This is a genomic window from Candidatus Kaelpia aquatica (genome assembly GCA_030765335.1).
Taxonomy (GTDB): domain Bacteria; phylum Omnitrophota; class Gorgyraeia; order Kaelpiales; family Kaelpiaceae; genus Kaelpia; species Kaelpia aquatica.
Window position 1 is genome coordinate 1 of the sequence record JAVCCU010000025.1, and the last position, 17578, is coordinate 17578.

Here is a 17578-nt window from a genome sequence, read left to right on the forward strand (position 1 = left end):
ACCTTTTTCGTTACTGAACCACTTTACTGTTCCTTTCATACTGGTAATACCTCCTTTTTTAAATTTGTAGTCGATTGAAAGACATAAAAAAAACGCAAGGGAGAAATAATACTCACCTTGCGGACTAATATCTTACTCTCCTTCATCGCTACAATTAAAAATACTACAGTATTAGCTATAGTTAGTCAAGAGAAATATCATAAAAGCTTGAAATTGTAAAGAGAACAACATATAATACAATGACTATAATTAAAGGAGATTATTATGAGTAGTAAAGAGATTAAAGATATTAAAAATTTAATATTGGATGCTAAGAAGGAAGCTCGTAAGAGCAACGAGAAAGATATCAAGCCAGCTTTTACAGGCCCTATCAGTTGGCCTGTGGATTGTACTGTTGGACCGGGCCTAGAAGGTGCTATTGCTTGTGAGAGTGCGATTGGGTATGTTAATGGCGCTCAAGGCGAACTTATATATAGAGGTTATGATGTGTTTGATCTCTGTGCCTATTCGACTTTTGAAGAGGTATCATACCTTCTTTTATATGGTAATTTGCCTACTAAGTCTGAGTTAAATAAGTTTAAGAAAGATTTATTAGCATCAAGATCTATTCCTCAGACGATACGTCTTATGATGGGTTTTCCCGTGAAAGATATAAACACTATGGCAGCTTTGCGTATAGGTACTAATTTTATGCGTCATGAAAGGACTTTTATTGACAGAGCTGAATATTGTCCTGATATTGAAACAACTATCAGTTCCGATGAGGATTCTATTCCTATGGAAACCTATCCTACAGGAGAAAAGCATGCGATATATGAGTTTAAAAATAAAATTATCAAGAAGCCTAAAGAGGTAGATGAAAATCTTCATGGCCCCATGGCTGAGAAAGCCTATATTGATTTAATAGCCGGTGTCTCTAGTGTTGTCGGAGCTGTATCTCGTTTTAGAGCCGATTCTTTTCCGGTTAATCCTGACCCTGAGCTAAGTCATGCTGGGAACTTGATATATATGATTACAGGTAGAAAGCCTGATCCAGTTGAAGAACGTATTATGGATATAGTACTTATTCTTCATGCAGATCATGGTATGAATGCCAGTACTTTCGCTACCATGGTTGTGGCTTCAACTTTATCAGATATCTATTTTGCAGTTGGCTCAGGTATAGCTGCTCTAAACGGCCCTCTTCATGGAGGCGCTAATGAACAGGTTTTAAATACACTTAACGAAATTGGATCCAGCAGTAATGTTGATTCTTGGTATCAGAATGCCAGGGAGAAAAAGATGAAAATTGTTGGTTTTGGACATCGAGTCTATAAAGCCTATGATCCAAGAGCTAGAGTTCTAGGACCCCTAGCAGAGTATCTTATTAAGAGTAGAGGCGATAGAGATGCCAAAAATCTGTTTGCAATTGCAAGAAAATTAGAGAAGAAGGTTATCTCTACTTTAGGTAAAGATAAAGGGGTGTTCCCCAATGTAGATTTTTACTCCGGACTTGTCTACAGTGCTTTAGGTATATCAAAAGCACTATTTACTCCTATATTTGCTGCAAGCAGGGTATCTGGCTGGACTGCACGGGTAAGAGAGTACCATGCGCGTAATCGTATTTTCCGTCCTCGAGCTGTCTATTCTGGAGAGTTTGATAGAAAATATATTCCAATAGAAAGACGCTAAATTTTATATTTAAAATTTAGACAATCTTGGCTGTTTAAATCCAGCTTATGCCGCTAAAGAAAGAAAAACAGGATGAGTTAAAGAGCAGAATGGATAGGCTGGGGATTAAAGAGGATGATCTCCAGGAAACATTCACTCGCTCTAGCGGTCATGGTGGCCAGAAAGTCAATAAAACATCAAGCTGTGTCTGTTTAAAGCATATTCCTACCGGTCTTCAAGTTAAATGTCAAAGAGAACGGTCTCAAAATTTAAATAGGTTTTTTGCAAGAAGAAGGCTTCTAAGTAAGATTGAAGAGATGATTTTAGGTAAAGAGTCAGCAGAGAAGAAGATAGTAGAGAAAATAAAGAGGCAGAAACGCAAAAGATCAAAAAGAGCTAAAGAGAAGATATCACATGATAAAAAGCTAAGGTCTAAAAAGAAAGAGCAGAGGTCTCATGTGCCAATTAGGGATGAGTTTAAATAGAGTTTATTTTAGATAGTTTGGTTATTAACTTCATTGCCATTTTTGAGTTGTTTTTTCTTTATAACTAGGTAGTATGTCCTAGATTGATTATTCATTATTTTGTCTATGAAAACAGAAGTTTTGAAGACCCTTTTAAAAATTGTATCAGTAGTGTTCTTCCTCTATTTATTTCTCCTAAGCATTGGGCTTATGGGTGTAGCTTTTAAAGGTTTCGGTAAAGGGTTTGCTGAAAATCTTATTCAGACAACTTCCAATCCGTTTGTAGGCCTCTTTATAGGTATTTTAGTTACAAGCATTGTTCAAAGTTCTTCTACTACTACTTCGATTGTGATTGGAATGGTAGGGGGGGGAGTAATTACCTTAAGCAATGCAATTCCGATAATTATGGGTGCTAATATCGGAACAACAGTAACAGGTATATTGGTCTCATTAGGGCACATAAGTCGTAGGGAAGAATTTAGGAGAGCGATAGCCGGCGGCACGTTAGATGGTTTCTTTAAAATTATGTGTGTCCTTATTCTATTTCCTATAGAGCTTGCAACAGGTATTCTAAATAAGTCTGCTGTCTATATAAGTAATATATTTGTCAATATTGGGGGAATTAAATTCACAAGTCCTATAAAGCTGGCTACAGAGCCTGTTATATATTTTATAGAAAATATTTTTATCAGAATTGGTTTGTTTCAAAGTATGGTCTATGTTCTATTGCTTATTGTATCTTTGGTTTTTCTGTTTTTGTCATTGTATTTTATTGTAAGAGTTATGAGATCACTGGTTATCAAAAGAGCAGAGATTGTTCTTAATAATGTTATTGGTAAATACGGTATATTAACTATCTTTGTAGCCCTTCTATTTACTGCAGTGATTCAAAGCAGCTCAATAACCATTGCTTTAATGATCCCTCTTATTGCGGCCGGAGTTTTGAATGTTGAAACAATGTACCCTATTATAATGGGTGCTAATATTGGAACAACAGTAACAGCAATCCTTGCTTCATTTGCAACAGGGAATGTTGTTGCTGTCAGTGCAGCTTTTGTACACTTCCTTTTTAATATTATAGGCCTCATATTTATCTATTCTTGGAGGCCTTTGAGGATGATACCAGTCTTTTTAGCCAAAGGCTTAGGCAGTCTGGCTTTTAAAAGGCGCAGGTACGCTGTGCTATACATGGTAACTGTTTTTTTTGTAATCCCGGCGATGTTTATTGTAATTTCTAAATTTTTAGAATAAGGAGGATGTGATATGTTCAAAAATATAATGCGTTTTTGGAAAGGCAAGGATTTTTTGAATCAAGTGCTTGAGGATTTTAAATCTATGCTTAACGATGCAGAGAGCATGTTTGGTATGGTTATTAGGAGACTTCTTTATAACGAAGGAGATCTAGATACTCTAAAAAAAGAAATATATGAAATAGATAGCAGGGTGAATAAGTCTGAAAAAGAGATTAGAAAGAGGATTATAGAACATCTTTCGATTCAGCCTTCAGTTGATGTGCCGACCTCGCTGCTATTGATGAGTGTTGTAAAAGATGCTGAAAGGCTGGGCGATTATTCTAAAAATCTTTTTGAAGTCAGCAAATTTTTGGCCGAACCTATTGATAAAAATAAATATAAAGAGCTTTTTAATAATATAGATCAGGAGATAGCAGAGCTTTTCAAAGATACTAAGAAGGCTTTTTTAGAATCGGATGAAGATATTGCTATAGCATCCTGGAACTATGAACGTCAGATAGCAAAAAGATGTGATCAGATACTAGAAAAACTGGCCAAGAGTAATATCTCGGTAAATGAGGCGGTATGCTTTACTCTTATTGCAAGGCATTTCAAGCGTATAGCAGCGCATCTTACTAATATCGCAACGTCTGTAGTCTTGCCTCTGTCTGATTTAGACTATTTTGATGAGAGCAGATAGTATATCTAGCTGATACCAATCTTTTCTAGCAGCCTGTTTATTCTTTCAACCAAAGGTGAGAATTTATCATGCTTCCTTAGTTTTATTTGGTGCCTGTTTTCACCTTCTAAGTTTTCATCAAGTTCCCTTATTATTCTGCTGTAAGGGCCGAGTATTGAGTGTGTTATTCTGTGGGCAATTGTAAGTATTGTTAACATGATTAAAGGGGCTACTGCAAATATAATAAAAGCAGCTCTCTTTGCAGCAGGCATGATATGGTAGGCAATAGTCTCTGGGATAGCAATCTCCTGCGCTATTATGCCGAAGATCAGGTAGTATAAAGCTATTGAAACAATAATCGTAGGTAATAATGCTGCAAGGCCAATGATGAAAAAAATTTGTTTGTGGAATTTGTTTGCAAAAAATTGCTTTCTTTTATTCTTATTCATTTTTATACCCCACTTTCATTTCAGCATATAGTGCTTCTGCACTAGAAGCTGTGTTATCTGCATCAGTCATAATTGCTATTGCTCCTACATTTGGAGGCTTTTTGCCAAAGAGCTGCATGTAGTCATCATTTATGTTGCGCTCTTCATAGACCCATTTATTTAAATTATCTTTTCCTGATTCAATAACTATTATTTTGATATTCTTAAAGTAAGGGCTGCTCATATATGTCCCTTCTTCTGTTGTTTCATCCCAGACATACTCTATCGATTTTGTATTGGTAAATAACATGCTTGGAAATATTACATATACTCTTGCTGGATAATCATCTTTCTCTATCCAGCCATCCGAAGCTGTTGCTGTTTTCGATTTATCAGGAAATTCTAACACTTTCCACTTCCAGCTTATCATGGGAAACTCCCTAGGATTGAATTTTATTTTATAGAAGAGTCCTGAGCAGGATTGATCGCTCTTAGCAGAGAGATACCCTTCGTGGTGATCAGCCTCAACTGTATAAAGAACCTGGTCTTTGAATATTTTCTCTTGCCAGCTATCCAGAGAACCTTTGTTTTTAAAGTTAAATAGCTTTGGAATATCTAAGGCAAATACCGTAGCGGTTAACGTAACTGTTGTTAGTATTGCAAGGACTATAAATATTTTCTTAAAGCTCATTAAGTCTATTTTATCTGTTATTACATTAGGAGTCAAATCAGTTATTATAGATGGTATAATAACTGAAGATAACGTTTAAACAGGAGAGAGAATGGCTAAGAATAAAGATATTGAATTTATGAATCTGGCTCTTGCTGCAGCAACTAAGGGAGTAGAGAGCGGTCAGACACCATTTGGAGCCTGCATTGTAAAGAATGATAAAGTTATATCCTGTTGTCACAACAGAGTCTGGGCATCAACTGATATAACAGCCCATGCTGAGATAGTAGCGATAAGAGAGGCTTGTGAAAACTTAGACAGCATTGATCTATCTGGTTGTGTGATCTATTCGACAACGGAGCCTTGCCCGATGTGCTTTACTGCTATTCATTGGGCTAAGATAGATAAGATTATCTATGGTGCCTCAATAGAGGATGCAAAAAGTTTCGGGTTTGCTGAGCTTATTATCTCAAACAGAGAGATGAAATATATAGGTAAAAGCAAGATCGAGATTGTATCGGGATGTTTAAAAGATGACAATCTAAGGTTATTTAGTATTTGGAAGAACAGAGATAATAGCAGGGCTTATTAGGGTAAATCTTTTAGGTCTAATTCTAGATAACTGTTGCCATTTCTACCGTTTTCTTTTGCATCATAGGCTGCTTTATCTGCAGTATCAGTTATATGCTCACTTATATGATCTGCTAATCCAGATTTTATCGCTGCAATTATATCTTCATTAGGCCTAAAAGTGGTAAATCCTAAGCTTATTGTAATAATGTATTCTTCCCCGGCCATTACTATAGCAGTATCTCTAAAAGCCTGGTTTATTCTATTTGCTACAATCTGAGCTTCATCTTCTGAGGTGTCGGGGAGGATAATAGAGAACTCATCGCCTCCAAAATGGAACAAGAGATCACTCTCTCTTAGTGATTTTTTTATCGTTTCTGCCATAAATACTATTGCGTTATCGCCTTCAAGGTGACCAAAATTGTCATTGATAGCCTTTATATAATCGCCATCTATTATAATGACAGAGAGTGGACCATCATGCATAGAAAAAGATATAGCTTCTTTTAGTCTAACTGGATAGTAGTCTTTTCTGTAAGCTACTTTAGTTAACCTATCATAGTAGTCTTCTGTCATATTAAATCCAGTCCATATTGTTCCATCAGGGCTCATGTTGGATATCAGTTTGAATACCTGAGTATCTATTTCACATACAAAATCGGACATAGGAGTACTTGCTAGGCTAAATACAGTTGTAATATTTTGACCTTTGATATCTCCGAAGATTGATATAGCTGATTCATTTGCTTTTTCTATTCTCCCGTCATTGTCGGTTTCAATTATAGGTATAGACAGCTCTGGGTAGAAATTGCTGGATGCAGCCTTTACTCTACGTAGGGATTTACCCTGATAAGCTAACAGTTCTAGAGGTGATAGAGATTTATATTGCGATAATATAGATGCAGAAAGTAACAATATTAAAATAATAACCTTATTTTTAAATTTAATATGCATAATTTATTCCAAGTCCTTTTCAGTATTTATAACATATTTTAGCTAAAATACAAACTTTTTGAATAGTTTTAATTTATGCGAATTTTATTTCTTAAATAAATTTTCTTTATCTCTTACCAGTTGTTGACAACTATGATACAATATAATCCTTATTTGTAGGTTTATGGTGATTTAATTTTATTAAAAAAGGAAGGATAGATAGATGGAATATAAGGATGTTTTTAAAGGAAGTAAGGTTGCATATTTTTCTATGGAGATAGGTGTAAAGCCTGAGTTTTCAACTTATAGCGGTGGTCTTGGTATCTTGGCCGGTGATACTGTTCGCTCCAGTGCGGATTTAAATATACCTCTTGTCGCTACCACTCTTGTTTCACGCAAAGGTTATTTTAAGCAAGAGTTCAATCGAGATAATTGGCAGATAGAGAAACCAGATCATTGGGAGCCCAAAGAGTATCTCACATTATTACCTCAGCAGGTTGAAGTTGAGATAGAGAGAAGAGCTGTAAAAGTTCAAGCCTGGTTGTATGTAGTACGAAGTACTACTGGGGGCAGGGTGCCGGTGCTGTTCCTTGATACAGATATAGAAGGCAATAGTGAAGAAGATAGAGATATTACTGCACATCTTTACGGCGGCGATAAGCGCTATAGAATGAAGCAAGAGATTGTTCTTGGAATAGGCGGTATGAGGATGCTTAAAGCTCTTGAAGTTGAAGTCTCAAAATATCATTTAAATGAAGGTCATGCAAGCTTTCTTACTCTTGAGGTTTTTAAGGAGTTTGAAGGCAATGTTGAAAAGGTGCAAAAAAAATGCATCTTTACTACTCATACTCCTGTTGAAGCCGGACATGATAAGTTCTCTTATCAGCTTGTAGAAGAAGTATTGTCCGACATTGTTCCGCTAGATGTTATTAAAAGTTTTGCCGGCAAGGACTCTTTGAATATGACGCTCCTGGCTTTAAATTTAAGCGGCTTTGTTAATGGTGTTGCAAAGAGTCACGGTGAGACAACAAAAAAGATGTTTCCTGGTTACGTCATAAGTTCGGTTACAAATGGAGTACATCCTTATACTTGGACGGAAGACAATTTTAAAAAACTATATGATAAATATCTTCCCGGTTGGGCTAAGGAGCCTGGGCTTTTGGGTAGAGTTGAGATTATACCCCATGAGGAAGTTTGGGAGGCGCATTATGCAGCAAAGCAGAGTCTCATTGAGCTTATAAACAGTAAGTCGAAGATAAAATTCTCTGAGGATGTTTTTACAATAGGATTTGCAAGACGTGCAACAACATATAAAAGACATGCGCTTTTATTTCAGGATTTGGAGCGGCTTAAGGATATCAGCTCTAAGTTTCCTATTCAAATTATATTTGCCGGTAAAGCGCATCCTTATGATGATCCTGGCAAGAAGATGATTCAAGAGATCTTCTCTTATGCTGAGAAACTTAAGAATGAGATAAAGATTGCCTATATCGAAAATTATAATATGGAAAAAGCTCAAAAAATGATTCCCGGAGTTGATCTTTGGCTTAATACACCTAAGCGTCCGATGGAGGCATCAGGCACTAGCGGTATGAAAGCAGCTTTAAATGGAGGTGTAAATTTCTCTATACCTGATGGCTGGTGGATTGAAGGCTGTATTGAAGGAGTCACGGGTTGGACCATAGGTCCTATCGAAGAAGATTTTACCAAAAAGGACTTAGAGCTTGAGGAGAAGCATGATCTCTATGGTAAACTTGAATATGCGATATTACCGATGTTCTATGAACAGAGAGATAATTGGATTGATATAATGAAGAATTCAATCGGTAAGGTTGCAAATTATTTTAATAGTCATCGTATGATGCATCGTTATATAACAGATGCATATTTTGGCTAAGAGAAGTTAGCATTAAACTTTCTAGGTATGGATGTTAAAAAGGCCCTCTTTATTGTAGATGTTCAGAACGATTTCTGTTTAAGGGGGACGTTAGCTGTGAAAGATGCCGATAGAATCATTCCAGTACTAAATAAATATATTGCTCTCTTCCAGAAGAAAAAATATCCAACGGTTGCTTCTAGAGATTGGCATCCAAATAATTCACAGCATTTTAAAGACTTTGGTGGTCTTTGGCCGCTGCACTGTATACAGGGAACAGCAGGAGCTGAGTTCCATTCAGAGTTAGAATTACCTCAAAATACAATTATTATTTCATCTGGGGTAGGCGTTAAAGAGGATGGGTATTCTGCTTTTGAGGGAAGAGACCCTAGAGATGTAGCTTTAGAAGATATTTTAAAAAATTTAAGCATTGAAGAGCTTTATATTGGCGGGATTGCTACTGATTACTGTGTTAAGGCTACAGCTTTAGATGCTTTAAAGTTGGGCTTTAAAGTTGTGATTTTAACTGATGGGGTGAAAGGGGTTAATATAGAGAGAGATGATTCCAATAAGGCATTGGATCAGATGGTCTCTAAAGGTGCTTCTCTGATAGATTTTAAGGAGCTAGAGGCAGGATGGGTATAGTCTCAAAGAGAGGAGATAAGGGCAGAACATCGCTTCTTTATTCAAAGAGGGTAGATAAGGATAATCTCTTAATTGAGGCTGTTGGTGTCTTAGATGAGCTCAATGCTTTTTTAGGTTTATCGAAGTCGTGTATAAGATGCAGGAGAAGAAAGAAGATTATAGCGGATATTCAAAAAGATTTATCCCTGATAGCTGCTGAGCTGGTTATAGATGAATCCAAGTATAAAAGTTTAAAGGAAAAGATAACTTTAGAGAGGATATCTTATCTTGAAAAATTGATAGAGAGTTTTGAGAAAAAAAATAGCGTCAACTCTTTTATTAGTCTAGACTCCAATGGCTGTTCAGCTTCCATAAATGTTGCCCGGGCTATATCGAGAAAATTAGAGAGAAGAGCAGTGAGCTTAAAAAAGAGAAAGCTTCTTTTAAATGATGCAATATTGGTCTACCTGAACAGGCTGTCTGATTTGTTGTTTCTTTTAGCTATCTCTTTTCAGAAACATGAATGATAGCAAGAGGGCTATTAAGATAATAGAGGTTTTAGGCAAGAAGTATCCTGGGAGCAAAACAGCTTTATTCTATAAAAATCCTTTTCAGCTTCTTGTCGCGACAATTCTATCTGCTCAGTGTACTGATAAAAAAGTTAACGAGATAACTCCCGGGATTTTCAATAAATATAAAGATGTTTATGGTTTTTCAGCTGCTGAAGAAAAAGAACTAGAAGAGAATATCTACTCTAGTGGTTTTTATAAAAATAAGACTAAAAACATAATAGCTTCCTCCAAGATAATAGTCAGAGATTTCAATGGCAAGGTGCCAGACAGTATGGCCTCTCTTCTTAAATTGCCTGGAGTTGCAAGAAAGACAGCCAATATAGTTCTATCTTCTGGATTTCAAAAGATAGAGGGAGTAGCTGTCGATACGCATGTCAAGAGACTCTCTACTCGGTTCGGTTTTAGCAGCAATAGTAATCCTGATAAGATAGAGAAGGATTTGATCTCTATTTTCCCTAAGAGCTATTGGCTGAAATTAAATCATATTTTGGTGAACCATGGTAGGGAGACCTGTAAAGCGCGCAATCCGTTATGCCTTAAGTGTGCTGTTGGTTATCTCTGTAAATCAGAAGATAAGAGAAGATGAAGAGAGAGGCTTACTTATATCATAAGATTGAAGATAGTAAGGTTAGGTGCTTTCTATGTAATCATAATTGTGTAATCATTGATTCTGAATATGGATTTTGCGGTGTTAGAAAGAATGAGAAAGGAATTCTTTATAGCGATGTTTATGCAGAGCCGGCGGCATTGCATGTAGACCCCATTGAAAAAAAACCACTCTACCACTTTTATCCTGGAAGCTTATCTTATTCTATGGCAACCATCGGGTGCAATTTTAGATGCGAATTTTGTCAAAACTGGCAGATATCACAGAGATCGAAAAGCGATTTTAAGCCGGAAAGAATAGTTCTTCCTGAAGATATTGCCTATTATGCTAAAGAAAATAATTGCTCCAGTATAAGCTATACTTATACAGAGCCGACTGTCTTTTTTGAGTATGCTTACGATATAGCTAAAATAGCTCATAAAGAAGGTCTGCATAATATCTTTGTTACCAATGGTTATATGAGTACCGAAGCTATAGATAAGATAGCGCCGTACTTAAATGCTGCTAATGTCGACTTGAAAAGTTTTAACGATGGTTTCTATGTTAAAAATTGTAAGGCACATCTAAAGCCGGTTTTAGATTCAATTAAATATATGAAAGAGAGAGGCATATGGATTGAAATCACGACTTTAATTATTCCCGGGGAAAATGACTCTGGTCAGGAGTTGATGCAGTTAGCCGATTTTGTTGCTTCTGTTGGGGTAGAGATCCCTTGGCATATAAGTAGGTTTCATCCGGATTATAAATATTTGAAATCTGAGTCTACACCTATTGAAACTTTGAAAATGGCAAAAGAGATAGCTAGGAGCAGGGGGTTAAGGTATGTCTATCTTGGCAACGTATTTGAGGGCAATGATAGTCTCTGCTATAATTGCGCTAAGCTGCTTATAAAAAGATCTGGCCTTAATCTTAGCGCTAATAATTTAGATAGCGGCAGCTGTCCTTACTGCGGGGTTTCAATAGACGGCCTGTTCTAATTTTCATATTTGACAATAGTATAAGTCTATGGTATAAATCTTATGTAAACGATTACAGCAAACGTTTACATGGGAGATAAGATATGAAAAGAATAACTATAAAAGAGGTAGCAGAGAGAGCCGGAGTATCAATTGCTACAGTCTCAAGGGCTTTAAACTCTAGAACAGAGAAATCTGTTAAGCAGGATACTCTAGAGAAGATAAAGGATATTATTAGAGAATTAAAATATTTTCCCAATAGATCGGCGAGCTCCCTAAGGCATGGTTTTTCACGAACAATAGGTTTGCCTATGAATTTTAAGACAGATACTACCTCAGGCTATGTTGGCGAGATAATGAAAGGTGTATTAAGAGGTTTAGACGAGATAGGGTACGACTTAAAGCTTATATCTCAAGAAGAGTTTGTTTCACTTCAAACGCTGCTTGATAGTGCCGGTGTAGATGGATTAATTATTACCCATGCTTACCATATAGCATACCCTCATCTAGAGGAAGAGTTGAAAAATAAAAAGTCTTTTCCTCTTGTTGTTATGAATGATTATAATCCTGACTTAGATATCAATCAGGTTTATATAGATACTTATCAGGCAACATGCGATATGACGGAGTATGTTATTAAAAAAAACAATTCTGATCTCTATCTTTTAGGCGGAGAGGTATATTCTCAAGATGCTCAAAGAAGAGAGAAAGCTTTTTTAGATACGCTGGCTAAGCATAATATTGATTTTGGCGAAAGTAGAATTTTAAATGGTCATTTTAATGAAACTGGCGGATACGAGATGACCAAACAAATATTTATTAAAAATCCTGATTTTAAAGGATTGATATATTCTCTTAACGATGCTATGGCGATAGGTGCTTTGCGTGCATTAGGTGAACTCTGCCTCAATTGTCCTAGAGATGTTAAAGTTGTTGGCTTTGATGATATAGCTATTTCAGAGCATATGAATCCGCCGTTGACAACTATCCATGTTCCTTTATCTGAGATGGGTTATGAGGCAATTAAAATAATATATGGTATTTTCACTGGAGAGATTATAGGTGCTCAAAAGCCCCAGTTTGATTATAGATTGATTCAAAGAGAATCTTGTTAATTTAAAAAAGGGGTGCTATTTGTTTAGAATGAAAAGTCAAATGGTAGCTTAAATTTTAAGCTGCCATTCAGCATTAACAATATCACGATTTAAAACGCTAGATGCTTTATTTATCTTTTCTCTTAGATTTTCAGATATTATTCTTTGATTCATATCTCTCAATACTTGATTTGTCATGCGAAAGTTTCTTACAATTGCACCTTCATCTAAAGATGTCAGGTTAATTATTTTATTGAATTCACTGCCTCTGAGCCAAGCTTGCAATGTTTGCGCGAGTTGAAAATGAGGTTTTAATATTCGTGGATAGATTCTGTGTGTTTTTTCTATTTTTTGTATCTTAGCTACGGTATTAGTGATTTTTAATCTCAGTTTTCTCAATCCTTTGTCTAGCTTTATCTCTGTATCTTTAGCTCTTGATTCTGTAATTATCGCGCATATTACTATTGTTAATTCTATCCAGGATATATTTTCAAAAAATCCTGCTTCATATAGCTCGCCCACTATGAGCTCATAACCAAATACATTAGACGAGAATTTGCCTTTTAATGTTAGTTCTTGATTTTTTATATAACCTAAGTTTTTCAATAGCTTTAACTTAGAACTAAGCATCTTTGCTTCTCTTGACTTCCTATGTCTATTTTGAAAATAGTGGAAACTTTTAGGGTAGATGGTTATTATCTCATCTTGGATATCATTATATAGGTTTAAGATTGTTGCATAGGATGCGTTAAATTGACTCTTTATAAGTTCGGGTCTATTTCTGGCAATGATCTCCATCTTCTCAATATCGTCTTTAAACGGTTTAAGTTTTACAAAGACGTAGCCTTCTTCATCTATTCCGCGTCTGCCTGCGCGCCCTGCCATTTGATAAAAATCTCTGGTACTTAGATAATGCGCTCTTCTTTTGTAATGTTTTGCTATTTCATCGAAACAGACAGTACGTGATGGCATATTGATGCCTAATGCAAATGTCTCCGTTGTAAATATTACCTTAATCATTTTTTTGGTAAATATTCTTTCAATAATCTCCTTTAGAGGCGGCAATAATCCTGCATGATGGTAGGCGATGCCCCTCTCCAGCAGGTGCAGCATGTCATGGGTAGATGTATGCTGTTCTATTTTGAATTTTTTTACCAGCTCTTTATAGAGGTTCTTAATATCTCTCTTTTCTTCTTCGGTTAAAAAATTGAACTGGGAGAGATCTTTTGCATAATTTTCACATTTTTTTCTTGAGAAACAGAAATATATACAAGGCAAGAAACCATTGGTTTTTAGATGTTTAATTAAAGAGTCTATTCTATTATTTAAGAAGAATTTACCTCTCTCTCTGGAGCTATATTTTTTTAAATCTTTAAGATTTGAGAAAATCTGATTATCTGCCTGAAAATAGAAATGCAAAGGCACTGGTCTGACGGCCTCTTCTATCTCTATTATGTTTTGATTATGAACTTTTTTGATCCAATTTTTAAACTCACCCACGTTAGGCAGTGTTGCAGATAGCGCTAATATTCTCATTTCTGGAGGCAGGAATATAATAGATTCTTCCCAGACGGTGCCTCTCTCTGGGTCATCAAGATAATGTACTTCATCAAATATCACCCATTTTTTATCTTTTAGTTTTTCTGGTTCCTGGAGGAGGTAGTTTCTAAATATCTCTGTTGTCATGATTAAAATAGGGGCTCTGGGATTTATTCTGACATCACCTGTTATTATTCCGACTTTTTGAGGAAAGTTTTTAGAGAAATCTCTGAACTTCTGATTGCTCAAAGCTTTTATTGGTGCTGTGTATATAAGCCCCTTATTCTCCTTGAGGCATTTCTCGATTGCATATTCAGCAATGAGAGTCTTGCCAGCGCCTGTTGGTGCTGCCACAATAACGGAATTATTTTTATCAATATGCTCAATGGCATCTTTTTGGAAGTTATCAAGTATGATATTTTCTGTTAGCATTAGTATATATAATATATAATAAATTGAATTCTTTCAAGGTAAAGTAGTCTAATTGACAAAATAGACTATTTATATTAACATTAAAGCGCTGATTTAAATTAAGGAGGATTAAAATGTTGGACTACCTGTTAACAGAAGAACAGCAGATGTTAAAAGAGTTGGCTCATAAGATCGCAGAGGAGAAGATACGCCCTGTTGCAAAAGAGTACGATGAATCGGGCGAGTTCCCCTGGGATATTATGAAGATCCTTGCTCAGAGTGACCTGTTTGGGGTCTACATAGATGAAAAATATGGCGGTTTTGGAGGAGGCGTATTTGAGTTATCCCTCGTTGCTGAAGAGCTCTCTCGTGCCTGCGGTGGTATCGCTGTAAGCTATGCAGCTTCAGCACTAGGAACTTATCCTATTATTCTTTTTGGCAACGATGAGCAGAAAGACAAGTATTTACCTGATATTGCAAGCGGTAAGAAGATAGCTGCTTTTGCAATAACAGAGCCGAATGCAGGATCTGATGCTTCTGCTATGGAGAGCAAGGCTCAAAAAGATGGCGATTCTTATATATTGAATGGAAGAAAGCAATGGATTACAAATGGCGGTGAAGCAGAGACTTATGTAGTTATTGCAATGACAAATAAAGCTAAAGGGGCCAGAGGTGCAACAGCTTTTATACTTGAAAAAGGTATGGAAGGCTTTGATTTTGGCAAAAAAGAGGACAAACTTGGTATCCGTGCATCAGCGACAAGAGAGCTTATTTTTAATAATTGCCGTGTTCCTAAAGAGAATGTTTTGGGTAAAGAAGGCCTAGGCTTTGTAGTTGCTATGAAGACTTTTGACTGTTCTCGCCCTGGAGTTGCAGCGCAGGCTCTGGGTATTGCTCAGGGAGCGCTTGAGCTGGCTACTGAGTATGCTCATCAGAGACACCAGTTTAATAAGCCGATAACAAGTTTTCAGGGAATACAGTTTATGCTTGCCGATATGGCAATGCAGATTGAAGCAGCAAGGGCTTTAATCTATGCTACTTGCAGAATGGTGGACAGCGGTAATATGTCTGTGGCTAAAGAGTCGGCTATAACCAAGGTGTTTGCATCCGATGTTGCTATGAAGGTTACGACTGATTGCCTTCAGATATTCGGCGGGTATGGTTATATGAAAGAGTATCCTATAGAAAAATATATGAGAGATGCAAAGATCACTCAAATATATGAAGGTACAAATCAGATATTAAGGGGTGTAATTGCATCTCATCTTATCAAGGAGCAGACTAAGAAAAAGTGAAAGTCATAGTCTGCATAAAACAGGTACCTGACACAACGAATGTCAAGATAGATCCAGAGACCAATACTTTAATTCGTGAAGGCGTTGAATCTATCATTAATCCTTTTGATACTTATGCTATTGAAGAAGGCTTGCGTATTAAGGAGAGGCTGGATGGGGTAGAGGTGATCGCTTTAACTATGGGCCCTCCTCAAGCAGAAGAGGCATTAAGAGAAGCGATATCTTTAGGTGTAGATAGAGCGGTGCTCTTATCAGATAGAAAGTTTGCAGGCTCAGATACCTGGGCTACAAGTTATGCCTTATCAAAAGCTATAGAGAAGATAGGAGATTATGGTTTAATTATATGTGGTAAGCAGGCAATAGATGGTGATACTGCCCAAGTTGGGCCTGGGATATCATCCTGGCTCGATCTTCCCCAGGCAGCATATGTTAGGCATATAGAAAAGCTGTCTAGAGATAAGGCGACTGTTGAGCGGATGACAGAAGAGGGCTATGATGTTATAGAGATACCGTTTCCTGCTGTATTTACTGTAGTAAAAGAGATCAATGAGCCTCGGTTCCCTTCACTTAAAGGCAAGATGCGTGCAAAGAGAGCCGAGATAGAAGTATGGTCGGCAGCTGATGTAGGCTTAGATGAATCTTGCGTTGGATTAAACAATTCTCCTACAAGAGTAGTGAAGATATTTACACCTCCAGTTAGAGAGAAAGGCATGATCTTAGAGGGAGATATATCAGAAAACGTTGATAAGTTAACAGATTTAATAAGGGATGTTTTGATAGGATGATTACAGTATTAATAGAAAAATGTAGCGGTTGCGGGGTATGCATCAAGTCTTGCCCTTTTTCGGCTATTAAGATTAAAGATAAAGAGCTGATAATAGATTTAGAGAAGTGTAATTTTTGCGGAGCTTGCGTTGAGATCTGTCCTCTTTCGGCTATTGAGATAAAAAGAGAGGAGATAAAACGTGATCTGTCGGCCTATAAGAATGTCTGGGTCTTTGCGGAACAAAAAAAAGGAATAGTTCAGCCGGTCGTATATGAGCTGCTTGGAAAAGGCAGGGAATTGGCAGATAGTTTAGGAGTTCAACTCTGGGCGGTGTTGCTTGGAAATAATATAAAGGATGTATGTAGAGATTTAATAGCCAGCGGAGCAGACAAAGTTTTGGCAGCAGAAGATGAGCTCTTAGAGAACTACCTGGATGAGCCTTATACTCAAGTACTTGTTGATTTAATTGAAAAACATAAGCCGGAGATAGTCTTAACCGGCGCTACAACTATTGGGCGTGCACTCATATCTCGCGTTGCAGTTAAGATAGGCGCAGGCCTTACTGCAGATTGCACAGGATTAGAGATAGACCTTAAAGATAAAATTTTACTCCAGACACGCCCTGCTTTTGGCGGTAATATTATGGCAACTATAATTACACCTAACCATAGGCCTCAAATGTCGACTGTGCGGCATAAGGTAATGAAAGAAGCTCAGATTGATAACACTAGAAGCGGAGAGGTTGAACTGATAAATTATAATGGTAAATTAAGTTCCAGAACAAAATTGATTGATGTTATAGATGAAGTAGGCAAAAGTGTAAATCTAACAGAGGCTGATGTTGTAGTGTCAGGCGGATATGGTTTAGGTAAGCCTGAAAATTTTAAGATTATCGAAGGGTTAGCCGAGGTCTTAGATGCTGCTGTTGGAGCATCACGTTCGGCTGTAGATAATGGTTGGATTCCTTATGCTCATCAGGTAGGTCAGACCGGACGTACTGTCTGCCCTAAGCTATATATTGCCTGCGGGATATCAGGTCAGATTCAACATTTAGTAGGTATGCAATCCTCAGATGTTATTGTTGCTATAAACAGAGATTCTGAAGCTCCAATATTTAAGGTTGCAACCTATGGAATAGTAGGAGATCTTTTTGAAGTTATACCTCTTTTAACTAAGAGATTGAATGAAATATTAAAAAAAGCGAGGGTCTAA

18 protein-coding genes are annotated in these 17578 nt (G+C 36.8%); 14 read left to right on the top strand and 4 right to left on the bottom strand.

Going from position 1 to position 17578, the window contains the following annotated elements; genetic code table 11:
- The first annotated feature begins 264 nt into the window (after window positions 1-264).
- The 4 genes from P9X27_04210 (at window position 265) to P9X27_04225 (ending at window position 4046) form a co-directional block, all read left to right on the top strand.
- Window positions 265-1671, top strand: a complete 1407-nt coding sequence (locus P9X27_04210; protein MDP8253587.1) for a citrate/2-methylcitrate synthase — start codon at window positions 265-267, stop codon at window positions 1669-1671.
- Between the two features lie 47 nt (window positions 1672-1718).
- Complete coding sequence (locus tag P9X27_04215) at window positions 1719-2135, top strand: peptide chain release factor-like protein (GenBank protein ID MDP8253588.1); 417 nt, start codon at window positions 1719-1721, stop codon at window positions 2133-2135.
- Window positions 2136-2240: 105 nt separating this feature from the next.
- Window positions 2241-3365, top strand: a complete 1125-nt coding sequence (locus P9X27_04220; GenBank protein MDP8253589.1) for a Na/Pi symporter — start codon at window positions 2241-2243, stop codon at window positions 3363-3365.
- A gap of 12 nt (window positions 3366-3377) precedes the next feature.
- Window positions 3378-4046: a PhoU domain-containing protein gene (locus tag P9X27_04225; GenBank protein ID MDP8253590.1), complete on the top strand. Its 669-nt coding sequence runs from the start codon at window positions 3378-3380 to the stop codon at window positions 4044-4046.
- A gap of 5 nt (window positions 4047-4051) precedes the next feature.
- On the opposite strand, the gene P9X27_04230 is transcribed toward P9X27_04225, so the two are convergent.
- Entirely contained in the window at window positions 4052-4474 is a 423-nt protein-coding gene (locus P9X27_04230; protein ID MDP8253591.1) for a hypothetical protein, read from the bottom strand.
- Complete coding sequence (locus P9X27_04235; protein ID MDP8253592.1) at window positions 4467-5144, bottom strand: DUF3047 domain-containing protein; 678 nt, start codon at window positions 5142-5144, stop codon at window positions 4467-4469. Before P9X27_04235 ends, P9X27_04230 begins: the two co-directional genes overlap by 8 nt.
- Before the next feature lie 91 nt (window positions 5145-5235).
- Here P9X27_04235 and P9X27_04240 point away from each other — a divergent pair, with 91 nt between their 5' ends.
- Entirely contained in the window at window positions 5236-5715 is a 480-nt protein-coding gene (locus P9X27_04240) for a nucleoside deaminase (protein MDP8253593.1), read from the top strand.
- Here the strand turns inward: P9X27_04240 and P9X27_04245 are convergent.
- Complete coding sequence (locus tag P9X27_04245; GenBank protein MDP8253594.1) at window positions 5712-6647, bottom strand: sensor domain-containing diguanylate cyclase; 936 nt, start codon at window positions 6645-6647, stop codon at window positions 5712-5714. The genes P9X27_04240 and P9X27_04245 overlap by 4 nt on opposite strands.
- Before the next feature lie 202 nt (window positions 6648-6849).
- Between P9X27_04245 and glgP the strand changes: the two genes are divergently transcribed.
- The 6 genes from glgP (at window position 6850) to P9X27_04275 (ending at window position 12376) form a co-directional block, all read left to right on the top strand.
- Window positions 6850-8523 carry an alpha-glucan family phosphorylase gene (gene glgP / locus P9X27_04250; GenBank protein MDP8253595.1) on the top strand — a complete coding sequence of 558 codons (1674 nt, stop codon included), beginning with the start codon at window positions 6850-6852 and terminating at the stop codon, window positions 8521-8523.
- A gap of 27 nt (window positions 8524-8550) precedes the next feature.
- Complete coding sequence (gene pncA / locus P9X27_04255; GenBank protein ID MDP8253596.1) at window positions 8551-9147, top strand: bifunctional nicotinamidase/pyrazinamidase; 597 nt, start codon at window positions 8551-8553, stop codon at window positions 9145-9147.
- The gene (locus tag P9X27_04260; protein MDP8253597.1) at window positions 9138-9653 is read left to right on the top strand and encodes a cob(I)yrinic acid a,c-diamide adenosyltransferase; all 516 of its coding nucleotides are present in this window, start codon (window positions 9138-9140) and stop codon (window positions 9651-9653) included. The genes pncA and P9X27_04260 overlap by 10 nt, the downstream gene beginning before the upstream one ends.
- Window positions 9646-10284, top strand: a complete 639-nt coding sequence (gene nth / locus P9X27_04265) for an endonuclease III (GenBank protein MDP8253598.1) — start codon at window positions 9646-9648, stop codon at window positions 10282-10284. The genes P9X27_04260 and nth overlap by 8 nt, the downstream gene beginning before the upstream one ends.
- Window positions 10281-11282 (top strand): AmmeMemoRadiSam system radical SAM enzyme, encoded by a 1002-nt coding sequence (gene amrS, locus P9X27_04270; protein MDP8253599.1) that lies wholly within the window; start codon window positions 10281-10283, stop codon window positions 11280-11282. The genes nth and amrS overlap by 4 nt, the downstream gene beginning before the upstream one ends.
- A gap of 83 nt (window positions 11283-11365) precedes the next feature.
- Window positions 11366-12376, top strand: coding sequence for a LacI family DNA-binding transcriptional regulator (locus tag P9X27_04275; GenBank protein MDP8253600.1), 1011 nt, complete (start codon window positions 11366-11368; stop codon window positions 12374-12376).
- 48 nt (window positions 12377-12424) lie between these two features.
- Here P9X27_04275 and P9X27_04280 read toward each other — a convergent pair whose 3' ends face one another.
- Complete coding sequence (locus P9X27_04280) at window positions 12425-14326, bottom strand: DEAD/DEAH box helicase (protein ID MDP8253601.1); 1902 nt, start codon at window positions 14324-14326, stop codon at window positions 12425-12427.
- A gap of 116 nt (window positions 14327-14442) precedes the next feature.
- Here P9X27_04280 and P9X27_04285 point away from each other — a divergent pair, with 116 nt between their 5' ends.
- Genes P9X27_04285 through P9X27_04295 form a run of 3 tightly spaced genes read left to right on the top strand, consistent with a single transcriptional unit; the run spans window position 14443 to window position 17578 of the window.
- Window positions 14443-15600 carry an acyl-CoA dehydrogenase family protein gene (locus P9X27_04285; protein ID MDP8253602.1) on the top strand — a complete coding sequence of 386 codons (1158 nt, stop codon included), beginning with the start codon at window positions 14443-14445 and terminating at the stop codon, window positions 15598-15600.
- Complete coding sequence (locus P9X27_04290) at window positions 15597-16385, top strand: electron transfer flavoprotein subunit beta/FixA family protein (protein ID MDP8253603.1); 789 nt, start codon at window positions 15597-15599, stop codon at window positions 16383-16385. Before P9X27_04285 ends, P9X27_04290 begins: the two co-directional genes overlap by 4 nt.
- Window positions 16382-17578, top strand: coding sequence for an electron transfer flavoprotein subunit alpha (locus P9X27_04295; protein ID MDP8253604.1), 1197 nt, complete (start codon window positions 16382-16384; stop codon window positions 17576-17578). The genes P9X27_04290 and P9X27_04295 overlap by 4 nt, the downstream gene beginning before the upstream one ends.